The following is a 14,244-nucleotide window of genomic DNA, read 5'->3' on the forward strand; positions in this document are numbered from 1 at the left end:
AATCGCCTCAGCCCGAACGTGCCGACAGGTTGATCAGACCGACCCGCTCACGACAGAGGACATACGCGAGCGCGACGGCGACGGCCGTTTCGGCGAGCAACACCGCGATCGCCGCGCCGCGCTCCGCGAACAGCATGGCAAGCGGCGGCAGCAGCGTCACGTTCAGCACACCGGACGAGATCAGGATGATGCTGAAGGCGCGCTTCATGCCCATCGGCAGCATGGTTTGAACACCGAACAGATCCGTCATGCATGCCATGAACGGCACCAGTGCCAGGCAACGCAGCACGCCGACCGTCGGCGCAAACGAGCTGCCGTACAGGATCCGGACGACGAGCGGTGCGCATGCGTAGATCGTTGCCGACATGGCCAGCACCAACGCGCCCTGCAGCACGATCAGCTTTCGCAGGAATGCAAACGCGTCGTCACGCGCGTGATGCATCAGATACGTGACGTGCGGATAGGTTGCGGCTCTCAGCGGTTGCAGCAGGCCGACCGCAGCCCGGATCAACTTGTCGCCAGCGGAAAAATAACCGGCGGCGACACTGCCCGAGACGATGCTCAGCAGGATGGTATTGGTCGATGCATAGAACGAGATCGACGTCGATGCCAGAAACACCTGCGAGCCGCCTTTGAGCGCGGCGGCGATGTCGGCGAACCGCACGCGGACGCTGTCGATCTCGCGGCGGAGGAACAGGTAGGCAAGCAACGTCACTCCGCACAGCAACGGCACCGCCGCGTTGATGGCAACCGCGTGCAGGAGATCGTCCGGCGTGCGCACCCACAAGAAGAAGGCAACGACACTGCATGCACGGTACACGACCACCGTGACGCTGTAGACGCTCAGCTTCTGGATGCCCTGAAAGTACCAGCCCGGCGTCAGCGCGGCACCGACCGCCATCCCGAACCCGATCAGCAGCGCCGTGCGCTCCGCCGCGAAATGCGGGATGAGCAGGGTCAGCGCGACGAGCACGGCGAAGCCGGCGACCGTGATCGCCCACTGGGCACACACCGTTGCCCAGAAAATCCGTGATCGCTCCACCCTGCCGTCCGCCAGCGCGACACGCGGCGTTGCGGTCAGGTCGAAGCTGTAATTGGCCAGATTGATGAAATACGTTGTCACCGCCAGCACGAACGACAACCGCCCGTATTGCAGGGGGCCGAGCACGCGCGTCAGCAGCGGCAACGTGACGAGCGGCACGACGTACGTCGAGATTTGCAATGCGAACAACAACGTAAAATTTTTTCGGACAGCGGTCATCGTGCTTTACGGGCTGAGAGGAAACAGTGTGCCAACTGTCAATGTGCCCACGTTCGCGGTACATCCGTGCCGATGCCAAGTACGGCACACAGCGACGACGCGTAGCATTCGACCGAGTAACGCGACCAGTCGTAGTGACGATTGTCGCTATCGAGGTGCGCGCGCAGTTCGGTGAGCGCACGCGCGAAGCCTTCGGCCGTGCTCCGGTAGAGGATCTTGTTACCGATCTCGTCACCAAAGGTCGACAGGCTTCCGATGTCGTGCACGAGCGCCGGCAGGCCGAGCATCGCCGCCTCCACGATCACGAGGGGGGCGTTTTCCACCCAGATCGACGGTAACACGAGGGCATCGTGCGTCGGCAGCGCGGCGAACAACGTTGCATGATCGAGGCGCCCGGCAAAGCGCAGCCTCCCCGATTCGACGAGCATCGCGTAACGTTTTTCCAGGTCGGCCCGCTCGGCCCCGTCGCCGTAAACGGTAAGCGACGCAATCGCATCGCCGGCCGATTCGCTCATGAGCGCGAGAAACCGGCCGAGGCCTTTGTCCGCATCCACACGTCCGACGAACGCGAGATCAAGGCGATCGCTCCGGACGGGCTTGGGCGGACGAGGAACCAGCGTCGAGTCGATCGGGTTCGGCACCAGTGTGGCGGGAGTTCGGCCGCACTGCGCGATGAGATCTCGCATGAACGGGCTCGGGCAGAGGATCTCGTCGAACAGGCCAAGCGGATCGAAAAGCGCATCGACCGCATGCCAATGCAATTTCTTCGCGACGTCGTGAAGAATTCCGCGCGGGCTGGCCTTCAGCGCGACGCGCCGGCTGCGATGCAGCAGGTCGATCGACAACGGTTGCGCGCGTCCGCGGGGATAGACAAGCAGGCTCGGGTTGTAGAACAAAAGATGGTAATCGTGCGCGGTCATGAACAGGCCACATCCCGAGTGCCGCTTGTAGCGCGCGAGCACCGGCAGAATCGCGCTCGACAGTCGGTTGTGGTAGTTGTGCACGAGGATTCGTTGCGGTCGAAACCGATCGAGCAGCGCAACGAGCGCACGCGCGGCCGCAGGTGACCACGCACTTGCACGCCCGCCGCCTTCGACATCGGGTAGTGCACGCTCGTCGAAGGTTTCGACGACAACGCCGTCGCGGGCACGCAGCACGTCGACGGACACACGGTACACTTCCTCGGCACCGCCCTTGCGAGCGAAGTCGTTGATCACCAGCACACGCATCACGATCGGCCTCGGCGAACGCAATGCCGCGAGCGCGAGGCCGCGTCATCGCCTGCACGGCAGGGCCCGATCATTGCACGCGCGTTTCGCGAACCGGCGTCATCCCGTGTCGCATGCACCCGATCGTGCGCCACCCGCTCGCGGTGACGCAGATTCCACTTCCGATGTTCCCGGCACTCTGGCTTCATTGTCATTCCTGAACGGAGTCGCGATGGCGCCTGCGAAAAGGCAACCCCATGAAAATTCGACACTGTCAGGATAAGGCGACCGAAGCGGCGGAACTGTTCGCCCGGTTACGTTAGTCGGAGACTCCGGCAAAACCGCCGCCGGCGTGCTCCCTGGTGCCTCGCTGCCGAGGCGCCCGCACGGGAGAGACGCCACGATCGCCACCCGGCCGGGCCCGCGCGCGACGTCTGCCCGAACGTCATGAATGCGCGTGCTCCGGCTGCGCGGGTGCCGCGAATTCGGCCGGCGCGTACCAGCCGGCAAGCATTTCGGTACAACGCGTGACGACGTACTGCGCAGCGGCGTTGCCGTGCAACGAGTGATCGAGCGCGTCCTGCATATCGACGGATACGTTCGGCCAATGCGCGAACGCACGGGATGCGGGGCCGAAATGCCGGACGAGCGAGTCGACGCCCGCATCGAATGTGCCGTAGACGAGATGGGTACGGATGCCGCGCGCCGACATGTCTCGCAGCAATCCCCGAGGCGTCTCGCAACCCGGACACCAGCCGAAATGCTCGCCGACACGCTTGATGGGCACGGTCATGACGCCCGTGACGAAACGGAACGCGGCACGCAGGACCGGCCGCAGATCGCGCCCTTCGAGCATCAGCCGACGCAGCTTGTGGCGGCTGCGCAGCGACGCCCAATAGCCGCGCATCGAATTGGTCTGGTTATTGACGGCATTCGCGAGTGTTTCTCCCCGTGGCCATATGAAAACCGGAAGATTGACCGCAATCACGCCGGCGAAATGCTCGCGCGCAGCGGCATGAAGCGACGCGTACGCTCCGGAGCAAATCCCGAACGCCACGATCTCGCGATGTCCCTGTTCCTTCAGCCAGTCGGCTGCGGATGCAATATCGTCAATCACCTGGTCCGAGTACGGAACGTCCGACTGATCGTCTCTCGCACGCGGGCCGCTGTCGCCGACGCCGCTCGAATCGACGCGCAGGCTGCTGATACCCGATGCAGCGAGCGACCGGGCAAGTCGAACCGCAAACCGGCCGTCGGCAACATGCGGATTGGCCGCCGTATTGGTGATCAACAGCGTCGGCGCGGCAGCACGCCGGGTGCTGCCGGCCGGTTCGCACAACACGCCGACCAGCCGCCCTGGCCCCACGGAGATCACTCGCTCGATGCAGCCCTCGCCCGACAGGGTCATGGCTGACTCGGCACCCCGCACGGGAGCGCGCACGGCCGCATCGGAACCATCGTCGACCCAGTTCGCGATCGTATCGAGCAATCCTTCGGGCAGCCGCGACCAGACAGGCTCCCGCATGAGGCCGCCCCAGTCGGGACAGGTCCGCGTATCGACCGGCACACCGCGTGCCTGGAGCGCGTCCGACAGCGCAGGACCGTCGCCGTACGGCGTATCGACGAGCAGCGCGCGCGCCGGCAACGCCTGGAGTTGTCCGGCAGACTCACACAAGTTGATGCCCCGCAGTGCCGCGACGAGATCGTCGGGATACGCGTGCCCGAGCACGTGGAGAGGCCGTTCGTCTCGAACCGCCTCCCGCACGGCCGGCGGCACGTTGTCGAGCCAGCGTTGCGCGACGAGAGAAAGCTCGCGCAGGTAGCCGCGGCCGCGCACCACCGGCGCCAGCGCGACGAAGCGCGTGAATCCGGGGATGCCGTCCGCGGCGAGGAGCGCCAATGCGGCGCCGGCGCGCACGCCGACGAGCGTCAGCGTGTCCGACGCGACACGCTCGCGCAGCGCATCGGCGGCATGCCGAACGCTCTCGAGCATGTGGTTGAAGCGGTCGGCGTCATGTTCGTCGCCCAGCGAGTCGCCACTCGCGGGATAGTGGAATCGCAGCACCGGAAAGCCGCGCTCGGCGAGATGCTCGGCGAGCGCGCGTACGAGTTTGTGAAGCCAGAGCGCCTCGTGACCGAGCGGCTCGCAAATCACGATGCCATGTGGGCGATGGCCCGCGTGAAACCAGCCGACACATCCGTTGAACTGAATGGGTGTCATGATCCGGTCCTTTCGCCATACACCTGATGGTTCGTCGCGCCGCTGGATGCCTGCCGCATGCCGCGAAGCAGGCATCCGGGCACCGGAGACGGCTGCGCGTGCGTCCGGGTGAGCGTTAACTCGCGGCCGGAACGAGGCTGCATGTACGCCTGGCCGAATAAACCGAATCGGGAACGACTGACGTTGCGACGATGCGAGCCGGCTCCCCGTAACCGGCTCCGTCCTTGCGTATCGATTTGGGTTCCCACGGAAACGCCTGTATGTGAAAACACCCGCGTGACCGTCCGGGTCCGGCGAGTGCCTGTCGAGGATCGCCTGACCTGCAAGCGCCTCTGAGTTGAGATTGGTCTTGGTAATTTATTAGTTCGGACGACGTTACATTTCTGTTCGTTCCCCCGGATCAGCTTGACAGGCCAGACACGACAACCTGCTCGGATAGCGGCGATTAAGCCATCCAATCCCGACGCGTTCCGTACGTCACATTACATTTTCACAACACACCGTCTCGGACTTGCGGCGCCGCTTCCACGCAAGGCTCGCATTACCGGTCGCGCACGGTCGCCCCAACCGACCGCTCGGCACGCGTGAGCCATATTGGCGTTCGTCCGTCGACGTGCAGATCTGCGCCCGGTCGCGAACCCGCCCGGTCGATTGTCCCTGGCGGCATCATCGGCACTCGATCGCCATGGCGCTGTCGAGCCGGTCGTACTCCGGCGCGACAATGCGCGCCGGAGTACACGATTGAACACCGTCCGGCACCGTACGTATGTGAGGAACCTCACTCAACTCGTCACACGAATATCGGTCCGCCGCATCAGGCTCCGCACAACCGCTATTGCCCCAGTCTTGGAATCATCACGACCGTCGGGGCAGCGCTATAGGTGACCGTCATCGCATCGCCTGGCTTCAGATCGATGAGACCGTTCGTCAAGCCGGCGGCATAGGCCGCCTGCCCGTTTCGCGACACGGCGATCGACGATACGGTACCGCCGGTAACAGACATGCTGACCCCGCTGAGGTTGCGGTTCGCGAACGTCCATGGCGAAGGACCGACCGTCTGCGCGACCGGGTTGAGCTGCACCCCAAGACCGACAAATCCGTTCTGAGCGATGTTGTCCTCGCCCCACGCAGTAGAACTCCACGAACTCGAGGAAATCAGCGTGTCGATCGCCCGCGGATAATTGACGGGCTGAGCCATGTAATTGCCACGAACTTTGAGAGATGCGCCGGCGACAAGCGTTCCGATCGTTATGAAACGGGCGAGTCCATTGCAGCAGCCGATGTTTTCTCCGACGTTGTCGCTGATCTCCGTGACATTCGCGCAAGAGCCATCCACGTATATCCCGTCCTTTGATATGCCGGATAGCTGGTTTTTCGAAACGATGCAATTGCGAGTGTTGTACAAGGCAATTCCGGACACCGCGCTCAATCCCCCAGTCCCTGTGAACGTGATGGACGCGCCGTTTGCGATTCCGGTTCCAGTAATGTTGTTCGACAGAGTGACTGTCGGACCGTTGCCATTACCCGACACCGCGGTTACATACGTGCCTGTCGGAATGTTCGCTCCGGATACCCCCTGGCCGACTGCACAGCCACGCGCCGACGGATAAGGCGTAAACGTCAGCGTGTTGGTCCCTGCCGCCGACGCGGCCGAGGTCACGATGGTCTGCGACGCCATGCAGACCATCGGCGTGAATACGATGGCGGCACCATTTGCGACGGTGCCCGTCACGCCCTTGCTGAGCGTCACTGAAGTCGCCGTCACACCGGTCACGAAGGTTCCAGCCGCGATGTTGGGACCGCTGACGGTCTGCCCGATCGAGACGCCGGTCGTTTCATCGCCTGGCGATCCGAAACCGTAGAGATCGTTGCAAGTCACGCCCGTCGTCGTGGAGAACGTGAGCACGGTGGCGCCGCTCGCAGCAGAAGCCGTCGACGAAATCGTCGCCCCGAACAGGCCGACGCCCGAAAAGATCACGGCCGCACCACTGGGAACGGTCGCTTTCCTGTCCAGCGTGACCGTCGAAGTGCCCGCCGATACAACCATACCGATCTGTACGCTCGTCGATCCATTGAAATACCACGCGGTCATGCCGACCGCGACACCAGGCGTATTGGCAAAGTTCAGTGTCATCGATGCCGACGTCGCACCGATCGTCGTCAACGGGAATCCGTTCTTGTTGTTGGGATCCCATGCATTGCTGATCGTGTTCTGCGAGATGTTAACGTGAATGTTGTTTCCAGCTGGTTGCCACAGTCCGATCGGCGTTCCCGCAGCGTTCTTGATCGTGTTGTTGACGATCGTGATATGCGAGTTGTTGAATCCGGCAGTTGCGGTCACGACCAATGCCCCATAGCCGATCGGTCCATTCGGCGAATTGACGATTGCACCGATATTCGATTGAACGCCGCACGTATCCAGAACGTTGTTCGCGATCGTCACATTGTCGTTGCCGTACGACTGGTAAACACTCGTCAACTCCGATGCGACATATATGCCGGCCGCCATCGGGTTGTAGATCTGGTTGTCGGTCACCGTGATGTCTTGCGCCCCGACGATCGCTACGCCACGCGCATATTTGGTTCCGACGACCCGGTTGTTTGCGATCGTGACACGGCGGGGCCGGACGCCCTCGTTGAAATAACCCACCACCGCAAACGCGTCGTCGCCGCCGTTGATCACTTCGTTGTTCGTAATCGTGATATCAGCGCTTGCCTTCGTCACATGAATGCCGTCATGCCAGATGTTGAGCAGCGTATTGCCGAACACCTTGCCGTTGACACAACTGCGCATCAGCGCGCCGCCGCCGGCCGAATTATTGAACTTGCATCCCGAGATTTCGAACTGGCTGCAGCCCTGCAAGTTGATCGAACCGGCGTTCTCGTCGGGGTAATACGCGGTCGCATTCACTGAAAAGAATTGCAGATTCCGGATTTTGAAATTACTGGCGCCGCTCCAGTAGATCACCGAATTCTGTCCTTGCGACGTCGTGCATTGCAGGATCGAGTCCCACCCGGCTCCGACGATCGATGCCGTTGCCGTCAGCGTATTGCTGTACAGGTAAGTCCCCGGCGGGAAATACAGCGGGATCCCGGCATTGAGCGCCACCTGGAGTGCCGCCGTATCGTCAGTCACGCCGTCACCCTTCACCCCGAACCGCCTCACGCTCATCGGGAGGTCGACCAGTTCCTGCAGCAGTGGCCGGGCGGTCAGACCCGTCGCGTTACCCACAACGTATGTAGCCGGAAATTCTGCTGTCATTCAAGCGCTCCATATCGCCGCGATTCAATCGCGATGCAAAGAAGTCAAAAAATGGGGGAATCCGAATGGAATGGGCGAGCACGATCGTTTGTGCTCGCCCATTCCAGAATAGAGGCGACAATCTCGACAAACAGTGCGTGAAATGACCTAAGCCAGGTTCGATGCGCACGCAACAACCTGGAACGCATGCCTCGCCGTATCGCCCTCGAGAACGTGGCGCGCAGGCACTTCTTACACTGCTGCACAGCCGCAATCGGGAACGTTGACCACCTTTCCACCTCGCCGCCCCACCTCATCAAAAAAAGATCGTACGTATCGGTAGAAACACCGATGCTGTAGTCAAACTACATTCGTACGATTGGTCGCTGCGGAGAATCGCTACATCCGAATCGACCGTGCAGGACGGTCCGCGTCGCCGTCCTCGATGTTCGATCGGGCCCAACCGGCCGTAACGATTCCCCGCCTGGCCTGGCGTGCCGACGCGCAACCACCCTGCAGCGCCAGCCGAATACCTCCGGTGCGAATCCACCGGTCGTGCGCAGCTCCAGACATCATCCGAACAACCGGCAATACGATCATGGAGAACAACATGCGAGACAAACTCTGGCCGGCCGTCGTGCTGGCAGCGACCCTCTGCACCACCGCCTACGCCGGCGACGCCGATTTCAATTCGCAGGGCGACGCGACCGAGTCATTCGCGTCGGCCGCCGCGCAACGACGCGCCGACCTGCTCGTGCGCAAGATGACGCTCGACGAGAAGCTTCAGTTCATTCATTCGCAATACGAAATGTCCAAGGTGCCGGGCGGCGGCGCCGGCTACATCCAGGGCGTGCCGCGGCTCGGCATTCCCGATCTCAACATGGTCGATTCCGCGACCGGCTCCGGCAGCACGTCGCAGGCCAGCACGACGTTCCCCGCGACGATCGCCGTCGCCGCGAGCTGGGATCGCAGGCTGTCGTACGACTTCGGCAAGCAGGTCGCGATCCAGTTGCGCGCGCAAGGGTTCGGCATGGGTCTCGGCGGTGGCACCAACCTTGCGCGCGAGCCACGCGGCGGCCGCCTGTTCGAGTATCTCGGCGAAGACCCGCTGCTCGCCGGCGACCTGCTCGCCGAACGCACGCTCGCCACGCAGCGGCAAAAGGTCATCGCGACGATCAAGCACTACGCCGGCAACGAACAGGAGCACGGCCGGATGGGCGGCAACACGCAGATCGACGAGCGCACGCTGCGCGAGCTTTACCTGCTGCCGTTCGAGATCGCCGCGAAGCGCGGTCGACCCGGCAGCGTGATGTGCAGCTACAACCGCTTGAACGGCGCGTATGCGTGTGAAAACAATCACCTGCTGAACGACGTGCTGAAAAACGAATGGGGCTTCCAGGGCCAGGTGCAGTCGGACTGGGGCGCCACGCACAGCACCGCGGCCGCGATCAACGCGGGGCTCGACGAGGAAGAAGACGTCGGGCCGAGCGTGTACCTGACGCCGGCGGCGGTCAAGCAGGCGATCGCGAACGGCTCCGTGTCGACCGCGCGCCTCGACGACATGGTGCGCCGCAAGCTCGCCGTGATGATCCGCGTCGGCGTGATGGACGATCCGGCCAAGGGCGGCGGCACGATCGATTTCGCCGCTGCGAACCGGTTCGCGCAGGCGGCCTCCGAGCAGTCGATCGTCCTGCTGAAGAACGACGGCAACCAGTTGCCGCTGGCCGCGTCGGCGCTGTCGCGTATCGCCGTGATCGGCGGTCACGCGGACACGGCCGTGCTGTCCGGCGGCGGCTCCGGCAACACGCGCGATCCGGTCTCGGGTTCGTTCGCGGGCTGCGGCGGCCTGACGTTCGGGTCGTCGACGGGCTGCAGCTGGTGGCGCAATCCTTGGCTGAAGGTCGACGTGCCGATCGTCGCGGCGATCCGCGCGCTCGCGCCGGCCGCGCAGGTCACGTACGCGGGCAACAGCGACCAGCAGTCGCCGTTCCGCGCGTACACGCAGCAGGAGATCGACCAGGCCGCGGCGCTCGCGGGCCGCTCGGATGTCGCGATCGTCGTGGTCGCGCAGCCGGCCGGCGAGGATTTCGGCGACCTGCAGAGCCTGAGCCTTGCGAACCCGTCGAACCAGGATGCGCTCGTCGAAGCCGTCGCGCGTGCGAATCCGCACACGATCGTCGTCGTCCAGAGCGGCAATCCGGTGCTGATGCCGTGGAAGGACAACGTGTCCGCCATCGTCGAGGCGTGGTATCCGGGCGAAGCCGGAGGCAAGGCGATCGCGAACGTGCTGTTCGGCGCGGTCAATCCGTCGGGCAAGCTGCCCGTCACGTTCCCGGCGCGCGATCAGGATTCGCCGACCTGGGGGCAAAACGGTGCGTTCGACAACGATCCCGTCTACGCGGAAAAGCTGAACATGGGCTATCGCTGGTATGACGCGCGCAACATCAAGCCGATGTTCGAGTTCGGCCACGGGTTGTCGTATACCCACTTCGCGTATTCGGGGCTGTCGGTGTCGAAGCAATGGGACGGCACGCTGAGCGTCGCCTTCACCGTGCGCAACGACGGGCGCGTCGCCGGCGCGGAAACGCCGCAGGTCTATCTCGGCGTGCCGTACAAGGACGAACCGCCGAAGCGGCTGGTCGGCTGGGAAAAGATCCGGCTGAATCCGGGCGAGGCGCGGCATGTGCGCGTGAACGTATCGCCGCGCATGCAGAGCGTGTGGGACACGTCGCGTAACGGCTGGCGGGTCGTATCGGGCGGGACGGTGTATGTCGGTGCGTCGTCGCGCGATATCCGGCTGCAAGGCAACTGATCGCCGCCGGACCAGCGGGGAGCCGCGCGCCGCGTGCCCGGCTTCCCCGTGCCTGCCGATCATCCGAACGGCGCTACCGGAGCAGCAGCGCCAGCACCGTCGCGAGCGCGGCCATCACGACGATCGCCGCCGCCACGCCGGCCAGATGCGCGGCAACCACCAGGCCGGCCGGCAATCGCGATGCGATGCCGGCCATCACGCACCGCCCGCTTCCAGCGTGTCGAGCAGCGGCCGCGCCAGATGCAGGATCTGGTACACCGTGCCGGCCGCGCCGTCGTCCCGTTCGTGATCCGTGACGAGCGCACGCGTCAGCCGCCAGCGCAGCGGATCGAGACTGACGGCAGCCGCCACCACCCCCTGCCGTGCCGCGACTTCGCGATTACGCGCAATCTCTCGTGCAAGCGTCGCGTCGAGATCGGCATCCGCCGGAATATCGAGGGTTTCCAGACGCGCAAAGCGTCCCGTCGCTGCCGCGCCCTTGCGCGCATCGAGCGCGACCTGCGCGTCGATCGGCGCGCGCCCGAAGCTGTCCGTCACGACCCGATAGCGGCCGTCCGTCACGAAGCGGGCGAACGCCTGCTCGCTGCGCCACAGGTAGAACGACGCATAACCGTTTTCCGTCGCGCCGAAACGGCCTGCTTCGCGAAGCAGGAACCCCTTGAACAGCAATTCCGGCGTGTCGTCCCACAGCCTGCCGCGCTCGCGCACGCGATTCCGGATGATCTCGAGGTCGTAGTCCGCCGGCAGGCGGTGCACGTAGTACGCGGTCAGCATGATCGACTCCTGGCGAAAGAAACGGCGGGACATCACGACGGCTTGGGAACAGCGTAGAAGACCTTGAATCATTTGAAAAGACGATGGCATCATATTTCAATGATTCGTTTTTAAAATGGATGAGTGCGCGATGAAAACGCTCGACATCGAAGCCGTGCAGGCGTTCGTGCTGACCGCCGACCTCAAGAGCTTCACCCGGGCCGCCGAGGCAATGGACACGACGCAGTCGGCGGTGAGCCTGAAGATCAAGCGGCTCGAAGACGGTCTCGGCCGCCGCCTGCTGGAACGCACGCCGCGGCAGGTGCGCCTGTCGGCCGACGGCGCCGCGTTCCTGGAGCCGGCACGCGAACTGGTCGCCGCTCACCACGGTGCGGTCGGCGCATTCGGCACGGGGCAGCGGCGGCTGGTGATCGGCGTCAGCCACCATGTCGTCGGCGCCGATCTCCCGATGCTGCTGCGGCGCATGAGCGAAGCGGAACCGGCGCTCGTGCTCGAGATCCGCGTCGCGGCGTCACGCGACGTGCTCGATGCATTCGACCGCGGCCAGCTCGACGCGGCCGTCGCGCTGCAGCACGACAGCCGGCGGCTCGACGGCGAAACCATCCTGTCGGAGTCGTTCGGCTGGATGGCGGCGGCGGATTTCGAGTACCATCCGCCGCAACCGCTGCGGCTGGCCACGCAAGCCGAGCCGTGCAGCGTGCGCCGCATGGCGGTCGGCGCGCTGGACGAAGCCGGTGTCGCGTGGACGGAAGTCTTTGTCGGCGGCGGTGTCGCGACGATCGGCGCGGCGGTGTCCGCGGGGCTCGCCGTCGCGGCGCTCGGGCATCGCGTGGCGCCCGCCGGCACGGTCGACGTGGGCACGCAATACGGGCTGCCGCCATTGCCGGCGCGCGACGTGGTGCTTTACTCGAACCAGACCGATGCGCAGGCGAGGCAAGCATTGCGCACGCTGGGCGCGGCGCTGCGGGCGTCGGTCGGCGTGCGCTGACGCCGGGCGCGGTATGCTTCGACAGGCGCCGCGCATCCGCGACCGCCGAGACAGACAACATCCGGAATACGGGCAGGCGATTGCATCGAGCATGCTTGCCCCTGACGATCGACGTGACTTACACCCTATCCGCACCCCGTACGACCGAACTCGAGATCCGCAAGAGCCGCTTCATCGGGTTCGCGATCCCCGTCGACGACCGCGACGCCGCGATGCAGGTGCTGCAGCGCCTGCGCGACGAGCACCCGACGGCCACCCATGTGTGCTGGGCATTGCTGGCCGGCGGCCAGTCGGGCATGTCGGACGACGGCGAGCCGTCGGGCACGGCTGGCCGCCCCATTCTCGAAGTGCTGCGTCATCACGATCTCGACGGCGTGCTCGGCGCGGTCGTGCGTTACTACGGCGGTGTGAAGCTCGGTGCGGGTGGCCTGGTGCGCGCCTATACGGACGCGATCGCCTCGGCGCTGCTCGATGCGGAGCGTGTCGAGCGGATTCGCCAGACGCGCCTCGCGATCGAGATCGGCTACCCCGAGGAGGCGCGCGTGCGCCGCTGGATCGAACAGGCCGCGTACGAACTGGTGGACAGCGCGTACGGGATGACGGTGAAGCTGGTGATCAAGCTGCCGGAAACCGCCGAGGCCGATGCGAGAACCGCGCTGTTCGACCTGACGCAGGGGCGCGCGGGTTTCCCGGCGCTTTGACGCGCGGGCAAGGCACCCGCCTTCCCCGCTGTGCCCGATCAAGCCTGACGCATTCCGGCGTCAGTAAGTATCCGGCACGATCATGTCGTCCGGCGTCGGCCGGCGGATGTAATCCTCGTGATGCTCGCGCGGCGGCAGGTCGATCGACGGGTGCGGCACCTCGTGATACGGCACCTGGCTCAGCAGGTGGTGGATGCAGTTCAGCCGCGCGCGCTTCTTGTCGACGGCCTGCACGACCCACCACGGCGCTTCCGGAATGTGCGTGCGTTGCAGCATCTCTTCCTTCGCGGCCGTATAGGCCTCCCAGCGGCGGCGGCTTTCGAGGTCCATCGGGCTCAGCTTCCACTGCTTCAGCGGATCCTGGATCCGGGCCTGGAAGCGCACTTCCTGCTCGTGATCGGTGATCGAGAACCAGTACTTGACGATCTGGATGCCGCTGCGCACGAGCATCTTCTCGAACTCGGGCACCGACCGGAAGAACTCCTCGTACTCGTCGTCGGTGCAGAAATTCATCACGCGCTCGACGCCCGCGCGGTTGTACCAGCTGCGGTCGAACAGCACGATCTCGCCGCCTGCCGGCAGATGCGCGACGTAGCGCTGGAAGTACCATTGCGTGCGCTCGCGGTTGTTCGGCGCAGGCAGCGCAGCGACACGACACACGCGCGGGTTCAGACGCTGCGTGATGCGCTTGATCGCGCCGCCCTTGCCGGCCGCGTCGCGCCCTTCGAAAATGACGACGAGCCGATGCCCGGTGCTCACGACCCAGTCCTGCAGCTTCACGAGCTCGCCCTGCAGCCGGAACAGCTCGCGGAAATATTCCTTGCGCGCCTCGCGGCGCTCTTGCGAAAACAGCAATGCGTCGCCGTCGTCGAAGCGCCGGTCGTCGAGTTCCATCTCGAGCTCTTCGTCGTACGCGTCGACGAGATCCTCTTCGAAACGGCGCTGGCGCGCTTCCATCGAGTTCGTATCGAGGTTGTCGGTCTCGGTGCGGGTATCGTTGTCGCCCATGGGGCCTCCTTCCGTCATTGACGCAGCCAA

General features: G+C 64.5%; 11 protein-coding genes. 4 read left to right on the forward strand and 7 right to left on the reverse strand.

Annotation, left to right across the window (positions count from 1 at the left end):
• Window positions 1-7: 7 nt before the first annotated feature.
• The 3 genes from DIE03_RS04730 to DIE03_RS04740 all read right to left on the reverse strand — a co-directional run bounded on the left by DIE03_RS04730 (window position 8) and on the right by DIE03_RS04740 (window position 4,534).
• Window positions 8-1,261: a flippase gene (locus DIE03_RS04730; RefSeq protein ID WP_124447967.1), complete on the reverse strand. Its 1,254-nt coding sequence runs from the start codon at window positions 1,259-1,261 to the stop codon at window positions 8-10.
• A 38-nt stretch (window positions 1,262-1,299) separates the two neighbouring features.
• A complete protein-coding gene (locus DIE03_RS04735) occupies window positions 1,300-2,490 on the reverse strand; it encodes a glycosyltransferase (protein ID WP_124448148.1) in 1,191 nt (396 codons plus the stop codon).
• Window positions 2,491-2,914: 424 nt separating this feature from the next.
• Complete coding sequence (locus tag DIE03_RS04740) at window positions 2,915-4,534, reverse strand: alpha/beta hydrolase (RefSeq protein ID WP_260434798.1); 1,620 nt, start codon at window positions 4,532-4,534, stop codon at window positions 2,915-2,917.
• Here DIE03_RS04740 and DIE03_RS38640 point away from each other — a divergent pair.
• Entirely contained in the window at window positions 4,442-4,717 is a 276-nt protein-coding gene (locus tag DIE03_RS38640; RefSeq protein ID WP_260434799.1) for a hypothetical protein, read from the forward strand. The genes DIE03_RS04740 and DIE03_RS38640 overlap by 93 nt on opposite strands.
• Before the next feature lie 805 nt (window positions 4,718-5,522).
• Here the strand turns inward: DIE03_RS38640 and DIE03_RS04745 are convergent.
• Window positions 5,523-7,952 carry a glycosyl hydrolase family 28-related protein gene (locus tag DIE03_RS04745; protein ID WP_124447971.1) on the reverse strand — a complete coding sequence of 810 codons (2,430 nt, stop codon included), beginning with the start codon at window positions 7,950-7,952 and terminating at the stop codon, window positions 5,523-5,525.
• A gap of 589 nt (window positions 7,953-8,541) precedes the next feature.
• Between DIE03_RS04745 and DIE03_RS04755 the strand changes: the two genes are divergently transcribed.
• Entirely contained in the window at window positions 8,542-10,743 is a 2,202-nt protein-coding gene (locus DIE03_RS04755; RefSeq protein ID WP_124447975.1) for a glycoside hydrolase family 3 C-terminal domain-containing protein, read from the forward strand.
• A gap of 73 nt (window positions 10,744-10,816) precedes the next feature.
• Here the strand turns inward: DIE03_RS04755 and DIE03_RS38645 are convergent, their stop codons facing one another.
• Both DIE03_RS38645 and DIE03_RS04760 read right to left on the reverse strand, forming a co-directional pair.
• Window positions 10,817-10,939: a hypothetical protein gene (locus DIE03_RS38645; RefSeq protein ID WP_260434796.1), complete on the reverse strand. Its 123-nt coding sequence runs from the start codon at window positions 10,937-10,939 to the stop codon at window positions 10,817-10,819.
• Complete coding sequence (locus DIE03_RS04760; RefSeq protein ID WP_185658099.1) at window positions 10,939-11,517, reverse strand: DUF4865 family protein; 579 nt, start codon at window positions 11,515-11,517, stop codon at window positions 10,939-10,941. The genes DIE03_RS38645 and DIE03_RS04760 overlap by 1 nt, the downstream gene beginning before the upstream one ends.
• A gap of 130 nt (window positions 11,518-11,647) precedes the next feature.
• On the opposite strand from DIE03_RS04760, the gene DIE03_RS04765 reads away from it, so the two are divergent.
• Together DIE03_RS04765 and DIE03_RS04770 are read left to right on the forward strand one after the other, a co-directional pair.
• Window positions 11,648-12,505, forward strand: coding sequence for a LysR family transcriptional regulator (locus tag DIE03_RS04765; protein WP_124447979.1), 858 nt, complete (start codon window positions 11,648-11,650; stop codon window positions 12,503-12,505).
• Between the two features lie 113 nt (window positions 12,506-12,618).
• A complete protein-coding gene (locus tag DIE03_RS04770) occupies window positions 12,619-13,206 on the forward strand; it encodes a YigZ family protein (RefSeq protein WP_124447981.1) in 588 nt (195 codons plus the stop codon).
• A 60-nt stretch (window positions 13,207-13,266) separates the two neighbouring features.
• Here DIE03_RS04770 and ppk2 read toward each other — a convergent pair whose 3' ends face one another.
• Window positions 13,267-14,214 (reverse strand): polyphosphate kinase 2, encoded by a 948-nt coding sequence (gene ppk2, locus DIE03_RS04775; RefSeq protein ID WP_124447983.1) that lies wholly within the window; start codon window positions 14,212-14,214, stop codon window positions 13,267-13,269.
• Between the last annotated feature and the right edge of the window lie 30 nt (window positions 14,215-14,244).

Source organism: Burkholderia sp. Bp8992 (genome assembly GCF_003853705.1).
Taxonomy (GTDB): domain Bacteria; phylum Pseudomonadota; class Gammaproteobacteria; order Burkholderiales; family Burkholderiaceae; genus Burkholderia.